This is a genomic window from Klebsiella scottii, from assembly GCF_036561945.1.
Classification (GTDB): domain Bacteria; phylum Pseudomonadota; class Gammaproteobacteria; order Enterobacterales; family Enterobacteriaceae; genus Klebsiella; species Klebsiella scottii.
Map to the genome: position 1 here is coordinate 1,092,361 of NZ_JARXNI010000020.1, position 20,076 is coordinate 1,112,436.

The following is a 20,076-nucleotide window of genomic DNA, read 5'->3' on the forward strand; positions in this document are numbered from 1 at the left end:
TATCGGTCGTATCAAACCCCGCTTCGGCGGGGTTTTTTGTCGCCCAGCGCCAGCCCATCTCCCCAGCCCAGATTATTTCCCGCCGCCGCAAGCAGAATCAGCACGCCTCCGGCCAGCTGCACCGGCGCCAGCGCATGATTAAAGACCAGATAATCGACCACGATCGCCACAATCGGATAGATAAAGGAGAGCGAACCGATCGCGGGCGTCGGCAGTTTCTGAATCGCACTGTAGAGCAGCTGGTACATGATGCCGGTATGCACGATGCCCAGAATTAGCAGATGTCGCCAGGGGAGCGCCGCGATAAAAGCGGGGGCGTGAACCAGCGGCAGCAGCATAATTGTCCCGACGATGACCTGAATAAAGGCAATGTGCTGGGGCGGGAGCGGGCGCAGCTTACGGGCGATTATCGCCGTTAACGCATAGAAAAAGGCGGCGCCAAGGGCCAGTGCAACGCCCGCAGCCAACTGACCGCCGTGCGCCTGCATCAGCTCGCTGGACAGCAGGATCACCACGCCGAAAAAGGCCAGCGTCAGCCATCCCCATTTAATCAGCGTAACCCGCTCACCTGCCAGCATCCCCATTAATACCAGCATAAACGGCTGGGTGTTATAAACGACGGTGGCCATGCCAATAGAAATTCGGGCGTAAGCGGCAAAAAGCAGCAGCCAGTTAATGACCAGGGCTACGCCTCCGAGGATCGCCAGCAGCAGCGTCAGGCGCGTGAGCTGGCTGAACGGCTGATGGCTGAGGTAGATAAAGCCCGCCAGGGTCAGCGCGCCAATCAGGCAACGCCAGAAGACAACGTCGATAACCGGCAAACCGGAGAGTAAAACGAATGCGCCAATCGAACCCGAAATTATCATCGCCAGGCTCATTTGCCAGACGCCCGTCACTGTATGTGTCATTTTTCTACCTCCGTTTTCATATCGCTATTGTCGTTCATCAGATGACAGGTTGATATGCATGATATAAGGTGAAAAACGAGTATTGCTTTTATTTATAAGGTAAAAACGGTGGAAAACTTAATTGATAATATCGACCGCGCCATTCTGGCCTGCCTGGCGGAAGATGCGCGCATATCGCTAAAGGTGCTGAGCGCCCGGGTGGGGCTGAGCTCGCCAGGTACCGCCGAACGGGTAAAGCGCCTGGAAGAGCGCGGGGTGATTCAGGGATATGGCGCCCGGATTAATCTGGCAGCGCTGGGATATGGCCTACAGGCGCTGGTCCGCGTCAGGCCCTTGCCGGGGCTACTGCAGAAGGTTAATAAATATATTCAGGCGATGCCGGAATGTATCGAATGTGACAAGGTCACGGGGGAAGATTGCTTCGTCATGCGCCTGACGGTGCGGGATATTGCGCAGCTTGATACCCTGCTGGACGGCCTGGCAGAACATGCCCAGTGCAACACCTCAATAGTAAAAAGCTCGCCGGTGACGCGCCGTTTGCCGCCGATGTAGCTTTTAGCGCGACGAGATATCCGGAAGCGATGGTGGTGGGGGAAGGATTATTCGCAGCTGAAGCTGCTCACCCTTCGGGCCGTTGCCTGCGGCAACGTTCTCTCGCTGGCGCTCGGGTCGAACCTTGGTCGAAGCTTCTCATCCTTCCCGCATGGGTAGAATGTGCAACGCTGGCGTTTATTTGGGAGTGATGAGATGTCTGGCAGTGATGGTGGTGGGGGAAGGATTATTCGCAGCTGAAGCTGCTCACCCTTCGGGCCGTTGCCTGCGGCAACGTTCTCTCGCTGACGCTCGGGTCGAACCTTGGTCGAAGCTTCCCATCCTTCCCGCATGGGTAGGATATGCAACGCTGGCGTTTATTTGGGAGTGATGAGATATCTGGCAGTGATGGTGGTGGGGGAAGGATTATTCGCAGCTGAAGCTGCTCACCCTTCGGGCCGTTGCCTGCGGCAACGTTCTCTCGCTGACGCTCGGGTCGAACCTTGGTCGAAGCTTCTCATCCTTCCCGCATGGGCAGAATGTGCAACGCTGGCGTTTATTTGAGAGTGATGAGATATCTGGCAGTGATGGTGGTGGGGGAAGGATTCGAACCTTCGAAGTCGATGACGGCAGATTTACAGTCTGCTCCCTTTGGCCGCTCGGGAACCCCACCAGGGGTAAATCAAATTGTAGGTTATTCAGCACAGTGAATAATGGTGGTGGGGGAAGGATTATTCGTCGCTTTGCTCCTCACCCTTCGGGCCGTTGCCTGTAGCAACGTTCTCTCGCTTGCGCTCGAGTCGAACCTCGGTCGAAGATTCTCACCCTTCCCGATAAGTGCAAACCTCGCTAAGGCCTACCGGGGTTACCACATTGCTGTAGTGAATAATGGTGGTGGGGGAAGGATTCGAACCTTCGAAGTCGATGACGGCAGATTTACAGTCTGCTCCCTTTGGCCGCTCGGGAACCCCACCACGGGGTAATGCTAATACTGTCCTGCTTCCTTCTGGGGAAGCGGGGCGCATCATACCAAATGATGCGCCCCTGTAAAGCATTCCGTTGATAAAAATAAACTGGTTGCCTGCTTTTTGCGCGCAAAGACGCAAAGCTAACCAGCTAATTTATCTATCGATTAAAGAATAATCGTTCGGTTGCCGTAGACGAACACGCGCTGCGCCAGCACCTGATACAGCGCACGGCTCAGCACGTTCTTCTCAACATCACGGCCGGCGCGCATCATATCTTCTGCCGTATAGGTGTGATCGACATGAATCACGTCCTGCATAATGATCGGGCCTTCATCTAAATTATCGTTCACATAGTGCGCGGTGGCGCCGATGATTTTGACGCCGCGCTCGTAAGCCTGATGATACGGACGGGCGCCAATAAAGGCTGGCAGGAATGAGTGGTGAATATTGATAATCTGGTTCGGGAAGCGGGAAACGAACTCTGGCGTCAGCACGCGCATATATTTCGCCAGCACCACATAGTCTGGTGCCAACGCTTCGATAGCATCGCCCATCTGCTTATCGTGCTCTTCACGCGTCAGGCCTTCATGGCTGACCAGCTGGAAAGGAATATCAAAACGCTCAACCAGCGTGCGCAGCGTCTCGTGATTACCGATAACCGCGGCAATCTCCACATCCAGACCGCCATAGTTAGCTTTCATCAGCAGATCGCCAAGGCAGTGCGCTTCTTTGGTGACCAGGATGACCACGCGGCGACGGCCCGCAGGCGTCAGTTCACGAATTGAACCTTCCGGCAGCGCGCTATCCAAATCGGCCAGCAGAATGGCGTCATTGAAAATACCTTCCAGCTCGGTACGCATAAAGAAGCGGCCGGTTCGGTGATCGACAAACTCGTTGTTCTGCACGATGTTCAGCTCGTGCTTGTAGCAAATGTTGGTGATACGCGCGATGAGTCCTTTCTGATCAGGGCAAATAGTGCGTAGTACTTTACGTTGTAATGAATGCATCGCGGGGGAAATCCTGTAGTGTTTGCTATTGCTGACGCCGGTTTATTGGCCGCAGCATTTTTTAAATTTTTTACCTGAGCCACAAGGGCAGGGGTCATTACGACCAACCAGCGGTCGCGTGCCGTCGATATAGTACCACTGTCCATTTTCTTTTAAGAATCTGGAACGTTCAATAATTACGCCGGAACGGCTATCGTCGTTAAATCGTGCAATAAAGCTGACGAATCCTTCATCGGGATTTCGCCCCTCATCGGCGGCAAAGACGGTCAGCCCCAGCCAGTGCGTTTTGGTAAAACCGCTCTCCAGATCCGCGCGGAACCGCTGCGCCTGGCAAGAGGAGTGCCAGGTTTTAATCAGATAATCGGCATCTTTCATAACAAACGCACTGTAGCGGGATCGCATCAGCTGTGACGGGCCTGGCGCTGGCAGCGCGCCGGACAGATAACGCTGGCAACATGAGCTATACTCCAGAGCGCTGCCACAGGGACATAATGGCGACAAAGCGGCCTCCATGGAAAAAGAATTACGGCGTATCGACGCCAAAGTGTTTTATGTTAACTGAGCTGTGGCGATGATGCCATGTTCGCGGTGGAAGGAAGTATATCGGTAATAATGAGAAAGCTTAAGATTGGTCTGGCCTTAGGGGCGGGAGCTGCCCGAGGGTGGTCGCATATCGGTGTGATTAAAGCGCTACAGCGAGCAGGTATTGAAATTGACGTTGTTGCAGGGTGCTCTATCGGATCGCTGGTTGGCGCGGCCTACGCGTGCAACCGTCTTCCGGTTCTGGAAAAATGGGTCTGCTCTTTTAGCAACTGGGACGTACTGCGGTTGATGGATCTCTCCTGGCGTCGCGGAGGCCTGCTGCGCGGGGAGCGCGTATTCAATCAATATCGACAAGTCTTGCCTACCTCCGAAATTGAACGCTGCGATCGCCGGTTTGCGGCGGTGGCGACCAACCTCAGCACCGGCCGCGAACTGTGGTTTACCGAAGGCGATTTGCATCTGGCGGTCCGCGCTTCCTGCAGCATGCCTGGCCTGATGTCGCCCGTTATGCACAATGGCTACTGGTTGGTCGACGGCGCAGTCGTGAACCCCGTCCCGGTCTCTTTGACCCGAGCGCTGGGGGCAGATATTGTCATCGCCGTTGACCTACAGCACGATGCGCATCTGATGCAGCAGGATTTATGGTCTATCGAGAAACCGCGTGTAGAAGATGAGAAAGAATTTTCCTGGCATTCGCGTCTGCGCGCGCGGCTGACGGGAATGACCTCCCGGCAAACGACTACCGCTACGCCGACGGCAATGGAGATTATGTCCACCTCTATTCAGGTGCTGGAAAATCGCCTGAAGCGTAACCGTATGGCGGGTGACCCACCGGATATTCTGCTACAGCCCTTTTGCCCACAAATATCGACCCTTGATTTCCATCGCGCCGGCGAAGCGATTGCTGCCGGTCACCTGGCGGTGGAAAAAAAGATGGATGAACTATTACCTTTGGTGCGCGCTTCGGCGTGACGCCCTTGACTTAGACTTCAGTAAATTCTGACAGGCGATAGTGTGAATTGCATGCCAATATTTAATTATCGTCAGCCAGAGGAGAGATCATGACGCAGCCATTGGCGGGAAAACAAATTCTGATCGTTGAAGACGAGCCCGTTTTCCGCACTCTTTTGCACTCCTGGTTAACCTCGCTAGGCGCAACTACCGCGCAGGCAGAGGATGGCGTTGAGGCACTACAGAAAATGGCCGAGTCGAAGCCCGACCTGATGATTTGCGATATCTCGATGCCGCGCATGAATGGCCTCGAACTGGTGGAGTATCTGCGTAACCAGGGCGAGCAGCTGCCGATTCTGATGATTTCGGCGACGGAGAATATGGCAGATATTGCCAGGGCGCTGCGTCTTGGCGTTCAGGATGTTCTGCTTAAACCGGTAAAAGATTTTGACCGCCTGCGTGAGACGGTGTATGCCTGCCTGTATCCCCACATGTTCAGTTCGCGTGTGGAAGAGGAGGAGCGGCTGTTTGAGGACTGGGATGCGCTGGTCAGCGACCCGAACGCGGCGTCCAGGCTGCTGCAGGAGTTACAGCCCCCGGTGCAGCAGGAAATATCGCGCTGCCGCATTCACTATCGTCAGCTGGTAACCGCCGATAAGCCCGGTCTGGTTCTCGATATTGCGCCATTATCGGAAAAAGATTTGGCATTTTACTGTCTGGATGTAACACGAGCAGGCGATAATGGCGTTCTCGCGGCGCTTCTGCTGCGCGCGCTGTTTAACGGTTTGCTTCAGGAGCAGCTGGCCCATCAAGGCCAGCGCTTGCCGGAAATGACCGGGTTGTTAAAGCAGGTCAACCAGCTACTTCGTCAGGCGAATTTACCGGGGCAATTTCCTCTGCTGGTGGGTTATTACCACAGCGGGTTGAAAAATTTGATTTTGGTATCGGCGGGGTTAAACGGCACGCTGAATACCGGAGAACATCAAATACAGATTAGTAATGGTGTGCCGCTTGGCACATTAGGTAATGCTTATCTCAACCAAATTAGCCAGCGCTGCTCCTCATGGCAGTGCCAAATTTGGGGGGCTGGAGGCCGTTTACGCTTGATGTTGTCTGCGGAATGAACAGTTAAGTTTATTTTCACGCTGGTAGGATTACCGCGCTGCCTTTGGCGGTGATACTATCGATGGGTTTTATACGTATAAGTCCTAATTCGAGAAAATCCGCACCTTTCAGACCAGGCTTACCGGGATGGGCTGATATACTCGGTGCGTTATATTATGACTAGTTTAAAAAACACACAGTCCAGGAGATTTCAATGGCTGCCCTTAATTCTAAAGTAAGAAAAGCTGTTATCCCGGTTGCGGGATTAGGCACCAGGATGCTGCCCGCTACCAAGGCTATTCCGAAAGAAATGCTGCCACTGGTAGATAAGCCTTTAATTCAGTATGTTGTTAACGAATGTATTGCGGCCGGGATTACTGAAATTGTTCTGGTGACGCACTCTTCCAAAAATTCTATCGAAAACCATTTCGATACCAGTTTTGAACTGGAAGCGATGCTCGAAAAACGTGTAAAACGTCAGCTTCTTGAAGAAGTCCAATCTATTTGTCCGCCGCACGTCACCATTATGCAGGTCCGTCAGGGTCTCGCTAAAGGCCTCGGCCATGCCGTGCTGTGCGCGCACCCGGTAGTAGGCGATGAGCCGGTAGCTGTTATTCTGCCGGACGTTATTCTGGATGAATTTGAATCCGATCTTACCCGCGATAACCTGGCAGAAATGATCGCTCGTTTCGACGAAACCGGATCCAGCCAGATTATGGTTGAGCCTGTTGCTGACGTGACCGCATATGGCGTCGTTGATTGCAAGGGCCAGTCCCTGCAGCCGGGTGAAAGCGTGCCGATGGTTGGCGTGGTAGAAAAGCCGAAAGCAGACGTTGCGCCTTCTAACCTGGCCGTCGTGGGACGCTACGTGCTGAGCGCGGATATTTGGCCGCTGCTGGCTAAAACGCCTCCGGGCGCAGGCGATGAAATCCAGCTGACCGATGCCATCGATATGCTGATCGAGAAGGAAACGGTTGAAGCCTACCATATGAAAGGCAAGAGCCATGACTGTGGTAATAAACTGGGTTACATGCAGGCTTTCGTTGAATATGGCGTGCGCCATAAAACGCTGGGTGCAGATTTTAAAGACTGGCTGGAAAAAGCCATCGCTAAGTAATCGTTATCTTTAGATATGAGAGCCGGGGGCACAGGTATTGTTCCCCGGCTTTTTTATCTCAGTGAGTAAAGATAAAAAAAATCCCGCCGCGGCGGGATTTTTCAAATATGACGACTTATTAAAGCAGGAAATCGTCCAGAGATTTGCCTTGCTCATCCATCGCTTTTTTGATCACTGCCGGGGTGCGGCCCTGACCAGTCCAGGTTTTGGTTTCGCCGTTTTCATCAACGTAGCTATATTTCGCCGGACGTGCCGCGCGTTTGGCTTTGGTGCCCGCTTTAACTGCAGCCATGGTGCTCAGCAGTTCATTCGGATCAATACCATCAGCGATCAGCATTTCACGGTATTGTTGCAGTTTACGAGTACGCTCTTCAATTTCTGCAGCCGCAGCGCTTTCTTCTTCGCGACGTTCGTTAACGACAACTTCTAATTTTTCCAGCATTTCTTCTAGCGTTTCAAGGGTGCATTCTCTCGCCTGCGCACGAAGAGTACGGATGTTGTTCAAAATTTTAAGTGCTTCGCTCATTGTAGTAATCTCAAACTTATATTGTGGGGTGGTTTGTTGAACTAATAATAGAGCGATATAATCAGATGTGCAATAGGGTAGAATGTAAGGAATTCAAAATTACTTGTTATTTGTCCCGGTAATTAATTAATTTAAGTTAAATTTTTCGCGCGAGTTCACATCTTTCTAGCTTATAGCCTAACCGGAGTCGTAAGCTAAAACCCTGAGATAGTATGCTTTTCCCGGCAGCCAGGGAGTAAAATTATACTTTGCAGGGATAAATATCCACCTTCAGTATTAGCGCATTAGTTACGATGATGTTTAATATAAAACGCTGAACAAAATCCCTTATAACCGCCTGCAAAATGCACCGATTCGCACGAAAGGACAACTGCCGCAGCTCGCTGCACCCCGCGGTTTGGGCAAATAGCTGATGGCCTGATTGTATTAAAAAGCTTAATCTTTCAGAAGTCGGCGCGCGCAACATAAACCTCCAGCGCTTCCCTGAAGGGGCTGGCAGCGGCAGAAAATATGCTACAATCCCGCCGCGATAAAACACATTGATTGGGGTTACGCAGCCGATGGCACAACTTTATTTTTACTATTCTGCAATGAATGCAGGTAAGTCGACTGCGCTACTGCAGTCCTCATACAATTATCAGGAACGAGGCATGCGTGCCTTAGTTTATACGGCTGAGATTGATGACCGCTTTGGTTCCGGTAAGGTCAGCTCAAGAATTGGCCTCTCATCGCCGGCCCGACTGTTTAACCCGCAGACTTCATTATTTGCCGAGATTAGCGCTGAGCATGCAAAGCAGCCGGTTCATTGTGTATTAGTTGATGAAAGCCAGTTCCTGACGCGTGAGCAGGTGCATGAGCTATCCGAGGTTGTTGATGGGCTGGATATCCCGGTGTTGTGCTACGGCCTGCGTACTGATTTTCGCGGGGAGCTGTTTATCGGCAGTCAGTATTTATTAGCCTGGTCAGATAAGCTGGTTGAATTAAAAACAATCTGTTTTTGTGGCCGTAAGGCGAGTATGGTGCTGCGCCTCGATCGGGAAGGGCGGCCGTACAATGAGGGCGAGCAGGTGGTTATTGGCGGCAATGAACGCTATGTATCGGTCTGCCGTAAACATTATAAAGAAGCCTTAAAAGAGGGCTCTTTAACGCTTGTGCAAAGCAAACATCGCCCCTGCTAATCTCCCCTCGTCGATCTCGCTCAGGCGCACATCAGGCGCCTGATGACCTCCTGCTGTAATTCCCGCTGTCTATGATGGCCCGACGCTTTAGCGTCGCTCTGCGTCGGTTTTGCGACTGTAGCCAAAATCGTGACGATAAAAAAAGGCCTCATCCAAAGATGAGGCCTCATATTTATTACCAGCGTAAATTAAGCGGATTTTTTCGCTTTTTTATCGGCTTTCGGTGCTGCGACAGTCTCTTTCTTCGCGGCAGCTTCGCCTTCGCTGAATTCGTTACCGTAGAAGGTATCCAGCAGAATCTGTTTCAGCTCGGCGATCAGCGGGTAGCGCGGGTTAGCGCCGGTGCACTGGTCATCGAATGCATCTTCAGACAGCTTGTCAACGTGGGCCAGGAAGTCAGCTTCCTGCACGCCAGCTTCACGGATAGACTTAGGAATACCCAGTTCAGCCTTGATGCTTTCCAGCCATGCCAGCAGTTTCTCGATTTTCGCTGCGGTGCGGTCACCAGGTGCGCTCAGGCCCAGGTGGTCAGCAATTTCTGCGTAGCGGCGACGAGCCTGCGGACGGTCGTACTGGCTGAATGCGGTCTGTTTGGTTGGGTTATCGTTCGCGTTGTAGCGGATAACGTTACAAATCAGCAGGGCGTTCGCCAGGCCGTGCGGGATATGGAACTGGGAGCCCAGTTTGTGTGCCATCGAGTGACATACGCCGAGGAAGGCGTTAGCAAACGCGATACCGGCAATAGTCGCTGCACTGTGCACGCGTTCACGCGCTACCGGGTTCTTAGAACCTTCATGGTAGGACGCCGGCAGATACTCTTTCAGCAGCTTCAGCGCCTGCAGAGCCTGGCCGTCGGAGAACTCAGACGCCAGTACGGAAACGTAGGCTTCCAGGGCGTGAGTTACGGCATCCAGACCACCGAAAGCACACAGGGACTTCGGCATATCCATGACGAGGTTCGCATCGACAATCGCCACATCCGGAGTCAGCGCGTAGTCTGCCAGCGGATATTTCTGACCGGTCGCATCGTCGGTAACTACCGCAAACGGGGTCACTTCAGAACCGGTACCGGAAGTGGTAGTGACGGCGATCATTTTCGCTTTCACGCCCATTTTCGGGAACTTGTAGATACGTTTACGGATATCCATAAAGCGCAGCGCCAGGTCTTCGAAGTGGGTTTCCGGATGTTCGTACATCACCCACATGATTTTCGCGGCGTCCATCGGGGAACCACCGCCGAGGGCGATGATGACGTCCGGCTTGAAGGAGTTGGCCAGTTCTGCACCTTTACGTACAACGGTCAGCGTCGGGTCAGCTTCAACTTCAAAGAACACTTCGGTTTCAACGCCGGATGCCTTCAGTACGGAGGTGATCTGGTCGGCATAGCCGTTGTTGAACAGGAAGCGGTCGGTCACGATCAGCGCGCGTTTGTGACCATCAGTAATCACTTCATCCAGCGCGATTGGCAGAGAGCCACGACGGAAGTAGATAGATTTCGGAAGTTTGTGCCACAACATGTTTTCAGCTCGCTTAGCAACGGTTTTCTTGTTGATCAGGTGTTTCGGACCAACGTTTTCAGAGATGGAGTTACCACCCCAGGAACCACAACCCAGAGTCAGGGAAGGCGCGAGTTTAAAGTTATACAGGTCACCGATACCACCCTGAGAAGCCGGGGTGTTAATCAGAATACGTGCGGTTTTCATCATCTGGCCGAAGAAGGCCACGCGAGCAGGCTGGTTATCCTGGTCGGTGTACAGGCAGGAGGTATGACCGATACCGCCCATCGCCACCAGTTTTTCAGCTTTCTCAACGGCGTCTTCGAAGTTTTTGGCGCGATACATTGCCAGAGTCGGAGACAGTTTTTCGTGAGCAAACGGCTCGCTTTCATCAACGTCGGTCACTTCACCAATCAGAATTTTGGTGGTGTTCGGGACGGTGAAGCCTGCCAGTTCGGCGATTTTATACGCCGGTTGACCAACGATAGCGGCGTTCAGCGCGCCGTTTTTCAGGATGATGTCCTGAACCGCTTTCAGCTCTTTACCCTGCAGCAGGTAGCCGCCGTGGCTGGAGAAACGTTCGCGAACGGCGTCGTAGACGGAGTCAACAACGACTACTGACTGTTCAGACGCACAGATAACGCCGTTATCGAAGGTTTTGGACATCAGCACTGATGCAACGGCACGTTTAATGTCAGCGGTTTCGTCGATAACAACCGGCGTGTTGCCTGCACCAACGCCGATAGCGGGTTTACCGGAGCTATAGGCTGCTTTAACCATACCTGGACCGCCGGTCGCAAGGATCAGGTTAATGTCAGGGTGGTGCATCAGCGCGTTGGACAGCTCAACGGAAGGCTGGTCGATCCAACCGATCAGGTCTTTCGGCGCGCCGGCAGCAATGGCAGCCTGCAGTACGATATCGGCCGCTTTGTTGGTGGCATCTTTAGCACGCGGATGCGGGGAGAAGATAATCGCGTTACGGGTTTTCAGGCTGATCAGTGATTTAAAGATTGCTGTAGAAGTTGGGTTCGTCGTTGGGACGATACCGCAAATAATACCGATAGGTTCTGCGATGGTGATAGTACCAAAGGTGTCGTCTTCGGAGAGAATACCGCAGGTCTTTTCATCTTTATAAGCGTTATAGATGTATTCAGAAGCGAAGTGGTTTTTGATCACTTTGTCTTCGATAATGCCCATGCCGGATTCGGCAACGGCCATTTTTGCGAGAGGGATTCGAGCGTCTGCGGCGGCCAGAGCGGCTGCACGGAAGATCTTATCAACTTGTTCTTGAGTGAAACTGGCATATTCACGCTGGGCTTTTTTTACGCGCTCTACAAGTGCGTTAAGTTCAGCGACATTAGTAACAGCCATAATGCTCTCCTGATAATGTTAAACTTTTTTAGTAAATCAGTAGCTCGATTCGACAGTATAGACAGGCGGTTAATAGCTTGCATCTAAATGTTAACGTATCGAATTTTGCTTTGCTGACTTCACTGATTTACTAACGAAGCTTTATTTCTCTATCCTCAGGTACTGCCGGCTTCCACTCTTTGGTGTAAACAAGATTACTCACTTCTGAGTACGATTTATGTGATTTAGATCAATTTTATGTCAAGCTGACACCTTTCAGCAGGCTATTTTTTGACCACTTAGATCAAGTGTAATGAAAAGGTATGCAAAATAAATGAATAAAACAGGTAAAAGAAACAAATATACAACATACGCAGTTTATCATTACGGTATGCATTTTTGAGATGAATTATGCTGTTAAAAAGCGTATCTTCTGCGCGAATATTTTATGACACCTACTGTCAATAGCCATATTTAATGATGCCGCGGAGCGCACTGTGACTCTATCGTTGTTTGATTTTTCAGCTTATTTCAAGTTTTTCATAGGGTTATTTGCGCTGGTTAACCCGGTTGGCATCATTCCGGTCTTCATTAGTATGACCAGCTACCAGAGCGCAGCGATCCGTAATAAGACCAATCTGACGGCGAACCTTTCCGTTGCCATCATCCTGCTGACCTCGCTGTTCCTTGGGGACGGTATTTTGCAAATCTTCGGTATTTCCATCGATTCATTCCGTATTGCCGGCGGGATCCTCGTCGTTACCATCGCGATGTCGATGATTAGCGGCAAGCTCGGGGAAGACAAACAGAATAAGCAGGAAAAGTCAGAGACGGCTATCCGCGAAAGCATTGGCGTGGTGCCGCTGGCATTACCGCTGATGGCCGGGCCAGGGGCGATTAGCTCAACCATTGTCTGGGGAACGCGTTACCACACGGTAGCCCACCTCTTCGGCTTCTCGGTGGCGATCGCGCTGTTTGCCCTGTGCTGTTGGGGGATTTTCCGCATGGCGCCGTGGTTGGTTCGCCTGCTTGGGCAAACCGGCATTAACGTCATCACGCGTATTATGGGTCTGCTGCTGATGGCGCTCGGAATTGAGTTTATCGTTACCGGCCTGAAGACGCTTTTCCCGGGTCTTCTGGTCTGAACGACCGCGCTGTGCGGGGCTTGAGGCTCCGCGCTTGCTTTATTATTAGCAAAACATATCAATAAAGCTGATAAAGGCGAGAAAGATAACTTTCTATGATGTCTGTTTATTCTTTTTAATATCAACGAATTACTTAATAATTCCGCGTTTCTGTTTCCCTTTTCCTCACCGCAACCACTGTTATTTTCTTCACATCATTCTCTGGTGCTTGCCGTCAGATAATTGAAATGATATTAGTAATTTCATAACAGCGGCAGATGAATGTGCTAAATAATAACCGATTGTTAAATTTTCGTACAAAAAAGCGCCTTTGCAGCGTTCCGCAGCATGTGTAGCGACCTGTTTTTTGTATCTGAATGATAAATAAACACTTTAATGCTCTTTTCGTGGAAAAGAATGGCAGGAGCCTGCCGCGGCAAGAGCAATAAAAGAGAATCCGGTAACATATTTGCAAATTGCATTGGCGGATGAGAAAGCCTTTTGGTACTTTCCGGCGTGATCGCTAACTGAATAACACCCGTAAATGAGAATTATTATTAAATAACTCATTGCGCATAAAGCGCCCCTGGACAGGGGGGGAAAGAATCGACGTCAAGGCTGCCGTTTGAGCGGTCGTAATAAATAAGTCGGTGATAGCAAGCAGTAAAGTCTGACAGCAGCAAAAACTCCTGCACTGTACAGAATCCCGAATAAGGGAAAAAAAGAGGCTGGTTAAATAGCCAGTAATTATAATGAGTGGAGTAACAACACAATGACCATCATCACCAAAAAAAATCTGGTAGCAGCGGGAATTTTCTCCGCGCTATTTACCGCGAACGTTGCTATGGCAGCAGATGTGCCTGCAGGGGTGCAGCTGGCGGATTCACAATCGCTGGTACGTAATAACGGAGCAGAGGTTCAGTCTCTGGATCCGCATAAAATTGAAGGTGTGCCGGAATCCAACATTAACCGCGATCTGTTCGAAGGTTTAGTGATTGGCGATATTCAGGGCCACCCGATTCCTGGAGTTGCCGAATCCTGGGATAATAAAGATTTTAAAGTCTGGACCTTCCATCTGCGTAAAGATGCAAAATGGTCCGACGGCACGCCGGTAACCGCACAAGATTTCGTTTATAGCTGGCAGCGTCTGTCCGATCCGAAAACCGCCTCACCGTACGCGAGCTATCTGCAGTATGGCCACGTTGCGAACGTTGATGAAATTATCGCCGGCAAAAAGCCAATTACCGATCTGGGCGTTAAGGCGCTCGATGATAAAACCTTCCAGGTTACCCTGAGCGAGCCGGTTCCTTATTTCTATAAACTGCTGGTTCACCCGTCCGTTTCACCGGTGCCAAAAGCGGCGATCGAAAAATATGGTGAGAAATGGACTCAGCCGGCAAATATTGTCACCAACGGCGCCTATAAACTGAAGGACTGGGTCGTTAACGAACGTATTGTGCTTGAGCGTAATACTCAGTACTGGGATAACGCTAAAACCGTTATTAATCAGGTGACCTATCTGCCTATTTCTTCAGAAGTCACCGACGTTAACCGCTACCGCAGCGGCGAAATCGACATGACCTATAACAACATGCCGATTGAACTGTTCCAGAAGCTGAAAAAAGAGATCCCGAAAGAAGTTCACGTTGATCCGTATCTCTGCACCTATTACTACGAAATTAACAACCAGAAAGCGCCGTTTACTGACGTTCGCGTGCGTACCGCGCTGAAAATGGCGCTGGATCGCGACATTATCGTTAATAAAGTGAAGAATCAGGGCGATCTGCCGGCATATAGCTATACCCCGCCATATACCGACGGCATGAAGGTTGTTAAACCAGAATGGTTTACCTGGACTCAGGATAAGCGTAACGAAGAAGCGAAAAAACTGCTGGCTGAAGCCGGGTATACCGCTGATAAACCGCTGACCTTTAACCTGCTGTACAACACGTCCGATCTGCATAAAAAGCTGGCCATCGCCGTGGCATCCATCTGGAAGAAAAACCTTGGCGCCAACGTGAAGCTGGAAAATCAGGAATGGAAAACCTTCCTTGATAACCGCCATCAGGGCACCTTCGACGTGGCGCGTGCGGGTTGGTGTGCTGACTACAACGAACCAACCTCATTCCTGAATACCATGCTGAGCGACAGCTCAAACAACACCTCGCACTATAAGAGCCCGGCGTTCGATAAAATTATCTCTGCAACGCTGCAAACCAATGATGACGCCAAACGTGCGGAGCTGTATGCACAGTCAGAGCAGCAGCTGGATAAAGACTCTGTAATTGTACCGGTCTTCTATTACGTCAACGCCCGCCTGGTTAAACCGTGGGTAGGCGGCTATACCGGTAAAGACCCGTTAGATAATATCTACGTTAAAAACCTGTATATTATCAAACATTAATGGCAAGACGTGGGGCAGGCATCGCTTGCCCCACCGTGTCTGAATTCATCGCATACGATAGGCACACGCCAGAAGGTACGGGCAATGTTAAAATTTATTTTTCGTCGCTGTCTGGAAGCGATTCCGACGCTGTTTATTCTTATAACTATCTCTTTCTTCATGATGCGCCTTGCGCCGGGAAGTCCATTTACCGGCGAACGTACGCTGCCGCCAGAAGTGCTGGCGAATATTGAAGCAAAATACCATTTAAATGACCCCATCATGACCCAGTACTTCAATTATCTGAAGCAGCTGGCGCACGGTGATTTCGGTCCTTCTTTTAAATATAAAGACTATTCGGTGAACGACCTGGTGGCCTCAAGCTTCCCGGTTTCCGCCAAATTAGGCTTTGCCGCCTTCCTGCTGGCGGTGGTTCTCGGCGTGAGCGCCGGCGTAGTTGCGGCCCTCAAGCAAAATACCAGGTGGGATTATGCGGTCATGGGGGTGGCAATGACCGGCGTCGTCATACCCAGCTTCGTGGTCGCGCCGCTGCTGGTGATGATTTTTGCCATCACCCTGCACTGGCTACCCGGCGGCGGCTGGAACGGTGGGGCGCTGAAGTTTATGATCCTGCCGATGGTGGCTTTGTCACTCGCCTATATCGCCAGCATCGCGCGTATCACCCGCGGTTCGATGATTGAAGTTCTGCACTCTAACTTTATCCGCACCGCGCGGGCGAAGGGGCTGCCGATGCATCGTATCATCCTGCGTCATGCGCTGAAGCCTGCGCTGCTGCCCGTCCTCTCCTATATGGGGCCGGCGTTCGTTGGGATTATCACCGGTTCAATGGTTATCGAGACTATCTACGGTCTCCCGGGGATCGGCCAGCTGTTCGTCAACGGCGCGCTTAACCGCGACTATTCCCTGGTACTCAGCCTGACGATTCTGGTCGGTGCGCTGACTATTCTGTTTAACGCGATTGTTGATGTGCTGTATGCCGTTATCGATCCGAAGATTCGCTATTGAGGCTGGGGTTCGCCATGATGTTAAGTAAGAAAAACAACGAGGCGCTGGAGAACTTCAGTGAAAAGCTGGAAGTCGAAGGGCGTAGCCTATGGCAGGACGCCCGCCGCCGCTTTATGCATAACCGCGCGGCCGTGGCCAGCCTGGCGGTGCTGATCGTCATCGCGCTGTTCGTGACCATTGCGCCGGTGGTGTCGCAGTTTTCCTATTTCGACACCGACTGGGGCATGATGTCCAGCGCGCCTGATGCGGCGTCCGGCCACTACTTTGGTACCGACTCATCCGGTCGTGACCTGCTGGTTCGCGTCGCTATCGGCGGGCGTATCTCGCTGATGGTTGGCGTCGCCGCCGCGCTGGTGGCGGTGATCCTCGGTACGCTCTACGGCTCGCTTTCCGGCTATCTCGGCGGCAAGATCGACTCGGTCATGATGCGTCTGCTGGAGATCCTCAACTCCTTCCCGTTCATGTTCTTCGTTATCCTGCTGGTGACCTTCTTTGGCCAGAACATACTGCTGATATTCGTCGCCATCGGGATGGTTTCCTGGCTGGATATGGCGCGTATTGTGCGCGGCCAGACGCTGAGCCTGAAGCGCAAAGAGTTTATCGAAGCAGCCCAGGTCGGGGGCGTCTCGACGTTCAGTATCGTGGTTCGTCACATTGTGCCTAACGTACTGGGCGTGGTGGTGGTGTATGCCTCGCTGCTGGTACCGAGCATGATCCTGTTCGAATCCTTCCTCAGCTTCCTGGGACTGGGCACTCAGGAGCCGCTCAGCAGCTGGGGAGCGCTGCTGAGCGATGGCGCGAACTCAATGGAAGTGTCGCCGTGGCTGCTGCTGTTTCCTGCGGGGTTCCTGGTGGTAACGCTGTTCTGTTTTAACTTTATCGGCGATGGCCTGCGTGATGCCCTCGACCCGAAAGACCGCTAAGGAGCGCCGTCATGAGCATAATTGAAACGGCAAAAGCGCCGCAGGCGCAGCAGCAATCCGGGCTGCTACTGGATGTTAAAGATCTCCGCGTGACCTTTAAGACGCCGGATGGCGATGTCACCGCGGTTAACGACCTTAACTTTAACCTGCGGGCCGGGGAGACGTTAGGAATCGTAGGAGAGTCGGGGTCCGGCAAGTCGCAGACCGCCTTTGCGCTGATGGGACTGCTGGCGGCCAACGGCTATATCGGCGGCTCGGCGACGTTTAACGGCCGGCAGATCCTTAACCTGCCGGAGCGCGAGCTGAATAAGCTGCGCGCCGAGCAGATTTCGATGATTTTTCAGGACCCGATGACCTCCCTGAACCCGTATATGCGGGTCGGCGAGCAGCTGATGGAGGTTCTGATGCTGCACAAAGGGCTGGGGAAAGCCGAAGCCTTTGAAGAATCGGTGAAGATGCTGGATGCGGTTAAGATGCCCGAAGCGCGCAAGCGGATGAAAATGTATCCGCATGAGTTTTCTGGCGGTATGCGCCAGCGCGTGATGATCGCCATGGCGCTGCTGTGCCGGCCAAAGCTGCTGATCGCCGATGAACCGACGACGGCGCTGGACGTGACGGTTCAGGCGCAGATTATGACCCTGCTGAATGAACTTAAACGCGAATTCAATACGGCGATCATTATGATTACTCACGATCTGGGCGTGGTCGCCGGGATCTGTGACAAAGTTCTGGTGATGTATGCCGGTCGCACCATGGAGTACGGCCACGCGCGGGATGTCTTTTATCATCCGTCGCATCCGTACTCTATCGGTCTGCTGAATGCGGTTCCGCGCCTGGATGCTGAAGGCGATGCGCTGTTAACCATCCCTGGCAATCCGCCGAACCTGCTGCGCCTGCCTAAGGGTTGTCCGTTCCAGCCGCGCTGTCCGCATTCGATGGAGATTTGTACTAGCGCTCCGCCTCTGGAGGAGTTTGCCCCTGGCCGCCTGCGTGCCTGCTTTCAACCGGTGGGAGATCTGCTATGAACGCCGTGACTGAACAAAGAAAAGTCCTGCTCGAAATCGCCGATCTCAAAGTCCACTTTGATATTAAAGATGGTAAGCAGTGGTTTTGGCAGCCGGCTAAAACGCTGAAAGCGGTTGATGGCGTAACCCTGCGTCTGTATGAAGGCGAAACGCTGGGCGTGGTGGGCGAATCCGGCTGCGGTAAATCCACCTTTGCCCGCGCGATTATTGGTCTGGTGAAAGCGACCGAGGGTCGGGTTGCGTGGCTTGGCAAAGATTTGCTGGGCATGAAGCCGGACGAGTGGCGCGACGTGCGCAGCGATATTCAGATGATTTTCCAGGACCCGCTGGCGTCGCTGAACCCGCGTATGACCATCGGGGAGATTATTGCCGAGCCGCTGCGCACCTATCATCCGAAAATGTCGCGCCAGGAAGCTCGCGATCGGGTGAAAGCGATGATGATGAAAGTCGGCCTGCTGCCGAATCTGATCAACCGTTATCCGCACGAGTTTTCCGGCGGCCAGTGCCAGCGTATCGGTATTGCCCGTGCGCTGATCCTTGAGCCTAAGCTGATTATCTGCGATGAGCCGGTGTCGGCGCTGGATGTGTCGATTCAGGCCCAGGTGGTAAACCTGCTGCAGCAGCTGCAGCGCGAAATGGGGCTGTCGCTGATCTTCATCGCTCACGACCTGGCGGTGGTTAAGCATATATCCGATCGTGTGCTGGTCATGTACCTGGGCCACGCGGTGGAGCTGGGCACCTACGATGAGGTGTACCACAACCCGCTGCACCCTTATACCAAAGCGCTGATGTCTGCGGTGCCGGTTCCCGATCCGGATCTGGAAAAGAATAAAACCATCCAGCTGCTGGAGGGGGAGCTACCCTCGCCGATAAACCCGCCGTCGGGATGCGTTTTCCGTACGCGCTGTCCCATTGCCGGGCCGGAATGCGCTAAAACGCGGCCGGTGCTGGAGGGGAGTTTCCGACATGCGGTTTCCTGCCTGAAGGTAGACCCGTTATAATCTCCGGGGCTGACGTTGGTCAGCCCTTTTTTTTGCGAGGTTAACGTGGCTGTCAATATTCACGCCGCCCGTCAGCGGCTATTTCATTTGCTCTTCGATCAGCATCGGCGATCCGGGCGGCGCTTTGAGGGGCTGTGCGGGGTTTTTGCGCTCCTCAGCGTGGTGGTTATTTTTATCGAGTCGGGCGTGGGAACCCAGTACCACCTGTCCGTTGACGAATGGCATATTTTCGTCTGGCTGGAGCTTTTTGTTACCGCCGTTTTTACCCTCGAATATATCCTGCGCATTGTCAGCTGGCCCAATCCGCTAAGGTATATTTTCAGCTTCTGGGGGCTGATTGATTTAGCGACGATTTTACCGCTGTACGTGATGTGGCTGTGGCCGGAAATAAGCCTTAACTACGTCTTTGCCTGGCGCGCGATGCGCGCAATTCGCGCCTTGCGTATTCTCAAGCTGCTGCGGTTTATGCCGTCGCTGAATATTTTCTGGGCTGCTATCGTCAGCGCCCGCCATCAGCTGATACTGTTTTATTCATTTATTGCCATTGTGATGGTTATCTTTGGTTCGCTGATGTATCTGATTGAGGGGCCGCAGTATGGTTTCACCACGCTCAATGCTTCGGTGTACTGGGCTATCGTGACGATAACAACGGTTGGCTATGGCGATATTACGCCGCATACGCCGCTGGGAAGAATTCTGGCATCGGTGCTGATATTAATTGGGTATTCAATTATTGCGATCCCAACCGGCCTGATTACCACCCATATGACCACGGCCTTTCAGAATCGCCGCACTCAGCGGATCTGCCCGAATTGCCAGCAGGGAGCTCATGATAAAAACGCGCGTTATTGCCACTCCTGCGGGAGCGAGCTGGCGGAACCGGCGGCTGAATAAATAAAAATGCCTGCCGGTCGT

17 protein-coding genes, 2 tRNA genes and 4 other RNA genes are annotated in these 20,076 nt (G+C 52.5%); 12 read left to right on the forward strand and 11 right to left on the reverse strand.

What is annotated here, in order from left to right; all coding sequences use genetic code 11:
• Positions 1-11: 11 nt before the first annotated feature.
• On the reverse strand, positions 12-908 hold the full coding sequence (locus QFI97_RS12825) for a DMT family transporter (RefSeq protein WP_346431319.1): 897 nt from the start codon (positions 906-908) through the stop codon (positions 12-14).
• A 108-nt stretch (positions 909-1,016) separates the two neighbouring features.
• Here QFI97_RS12825 and QFI97_RS12830 point away from each other — a divergent pair, with 108 nt between their 5' ends.
• Positions 1,017-1,460 carry an Lrp/AsnC family transcriptional regulator gene (locus tag QFI97_RS12830; RefSeq protein WP_346431320.1) on the forward strand — a complete coding sequence of 148 codons (444 nt, stop codon included), beginning with the start codon at positions 1,017-1,019 and terminating at the stop codon, positions 1,458-1,460.
• Positions 1,461-1,490: 30 nt separating this feature from the next.
• Here the strand turns inward: QFI97_RS12830 and QFI97_RS12835 are convergent.
• From QFI97_RS12835 to QFI97_RS12870, 8 genes are all read right to left on the reverse strand, one after another.
• A non-coding RNA gene (locus QFI97_RS12835) (RtT sRNA) lies at positions 1,491-1,623 on the reverse strand.
• A 46-nt stretch (positions 1,624-1,669) separates the two neighbouring features.
• Positions 1,670-1,802, reverse strand: a non-coding RNA gene (locus tag QFI97_RS12840) — RtT sRNA.
• Between the two features lie 46 nt (positions 1,803-1,848).
• Positions 1,849-1,981, reverse strand: a non-coding RNA gene (locus tag QFI97_RS12845) — RtT sRNA.
• A gap of 46 nt (positions 1,982-2,027) precedes the next feature.
• Positions 2,028-2,112: transfer RNA gene (locus tag QFI97_RS12850), tRNA-Tyr, on the reverse strand.
• A 41-nt stretch (positions 2,113-2,153) separates the two neighbouring features.
• Positions 2,154-2,285: non-coding RNA, RtT sRNA (locus tag QFI97_RS12855), on the reverse strand.
• A gap of 43 nt (positions 2,286-2,328) precedes the next feature.
• A tRNA-Tyr gene (locus QFI97_RS12860) sits at positions 2,329-2,413 on the reverse strand.
• Between the two features lie 158 nt (positions 2,414-2,571).
• The gene (gene purU / locus QFI97_RS12865) at positions 2,572-3,414 is read right to left on the reverse strand and encodes a formyltetrahydrofolate deformylase (protein WP_041146078.1); all 843 of its coding nucleotides are present in this window, start codon (positions 3,412-3,414) and stop codon (positions 2,572-2,574) included.
• A 42-nt stretch (positions 3,415-3,456) separates the two neighbouring features.
• The gene (locus QFI97_RS12870) at positions 3,457-3,915 is read right to left on the reverse strand and encodes a YchJ family protein (protein WP_143350187.1); all 459 of its coding nucleotides are present in this window, start codon (positions 3,913-3,915) and stop codon (positions 3,457-3,459) included.
• 111 nt (positions 3,916-4,026) lie between these two features.
• Between QFI97_RS12870 and rssA the strand changes: the two genes are divergently transcribed.
• From rssA to galU, 3 genes are all read left to right on the forward strand, one after another.
• Positions 4,027-4,929, forward strand: coding sequence for a patatin-like phospholipase RssA (gene rssA / locus QFI97_RS12875; RefSeq protein ID WP_095102008.1), 903 nt, complete (start codon positions 4,027-4,029; stop codon positions 4,927-4,929).
• 89 nt (positions 4,930-5,018) lie between these two features.
• A complete protein-coding gene (gene rssB / locus QFI97_RS12880) occupies positions 5,019-6,032 on the forward strand; it encodes a two-component system response regulator RssB (protein WP_095102009.1) in 1,014 nt (337 codons plus the stop codon).
• A 194-nt stretch (positions 6,033-6,226) separates the two neighbouring features.
• Positions 6,227-7,129: a UTP--glucose-1-phosphate uridylyltransferase GalU gene (galU, locus tag QFI97_RS12885; RefSeq protein WP_095102010.1), complete on the forward strand. Its 903-nt coding sequence runs from the start codon at positions 6,227-6,229 to the stop codon at positions 7,127-7,129.
• A 118-nt stretch (positions 7,130-7,247) separates the two neighbouring features.
• Here the strand turns inward: galU and hns are convergent, their stop codons facing one another.
• Positions 7,248-7,655, reverse strand: coding sequence for a histone-like nucleoid-structuring protein H-NS (gene hns, locus QFI97_RS12890; RefSeq protein ID WP_041146073.1), 408 nt, complete (start codon positions 7,653-7,655; stop codon positions 7,248-7,250).
• Between the two features lie 560 nt (positions 7,656-8,215).
• On the opposite strand from hns, the gene tdk reads away from it, so the two are divergent.
• Complete coding sequence (gene tdk / locus QFI97_RS12895; RefSeq protein WP_095102286.1) at positions 8,216-8,833, forward strand: thymidine kinase; 618 nt, start codon at positions 8,216-8,218, stop codon at positions 8,831-8,833.
• A gap of 188 nt (positions 8,834-9,021) precedes the next feature.
• Here the strand turns inward: tdk and adhE are convergent, their stop codons facing one another.
• Positions 9,022-11,700: a bifunctional acetaldehyde-CoA/alcohol dehydrogenase gene (adhE, locus tag QFI97_RS12900; RefSeq protein WP_095102011.1), complete on the reverse strand. Its 2,679-nt coding sequence runs from the start codon at positions 11,698-11,700 to the stop codon at positions 9,022-9,024.
• A gap of 476 nt (positions 11,701-12,176) precedes the next feature.
• Here adhE and QFI97_RS12905 point away from each other — a divergent pair, with 476 nt between their 5' ends.
• The 7 genes from QFI97_RS12905 (at position 12,177) to QFI97_RS12935 (ending at position 20,055) form a co-directional block, all read left to right on the forward strand.
• A complete protein-coding gene (locus tag QFI97_RS12905) occupies positions 12,177-12,824 on the forward strand; it encodes a YchE family NAAT transporter (RefSeq protein WP_095102012.1) in 648 nt (215 codons plus the stop codon).
• 751 nt (positions 12,825-13,575) lie between these two features.
• Complete coding sequence (gene oppA, locus QFI97_RS12910) at positions 13,576-15,207, forward strand: oligopeptide ABC transporter substrate-binding protein OppA (RefSeq protein WP_095102013.1); 1,632 nt, start codon at positions 13,576-13,578, stop codon at positions 15,205-15,207.
• A gap of 84 nt (positions 15,208-15,291) precedes the next feature.
• Positions 15,292-16,212 carry an oligopeptide ABC transporter permease OppB gene (oppB, locus tag QFI97_RS12915; protein WP_095102015.1) on the forward strand — a complete coding sequence of 307 codons (921 nt, stop codon included), beginning with the start codon at positions 15,292-15,294 and terminating at the stop codon, positions 16,210-16,212.
• Positions 16,213-16,226: 14 nt separating this feature from the next.
• Positions 16,227-17,135: an oligopeptide ABC transporter permease OppC gene (gene oppC / locus QFI97_RS12920; RefSeq protein WP_095102017.1), complete on the forward strand. Its 909-nt coding sequence runs from the start codon at positions 16,227-16,229 to the stop codon at positions 17,133-17,135.
• Between the two features lie 11 nt (positions 17,136-17,146).
• Positions 17,147-18,160 (forward strand): ABC transporter ATP-binding protein, encoded by a 1,014-nt coding sequence (locus tag QFI97_RS12925; protein ID WP_095102020.1) that lies wholly within the window; start codon positions 17,147-17,149, stop codon positions 18,158-18,160.
• Positions 18,157-19,161, forward strand: a complete 1,005-nt coding sequence (gene oppF, locus QFI97_RS12930; protein ID WP_095102022.1) for a murein tripeptide/oligopeptide ABC transporter ATP-binding protein OppF — start codon at positions 18,157-18,159, stop codon at positions 19,159-19,161. The genes QFI97_RS12925 and oppF overlap by 4 nt, the downstream gene beginning before the upstream one ends.
• 45 nt (positions 19,162-19,206) lie before the next feature.
• Entirely contained in the window at positions 19,207-20,055 is an 849-nt protein-coding gene (locus tag QFI97_RS12935) for an ion transporter (protein WP_346431321.1), read from the forward strand.
• The last annotated feature ends 21 nt before the right edge of the window (positions 20,056-20,076 follow it).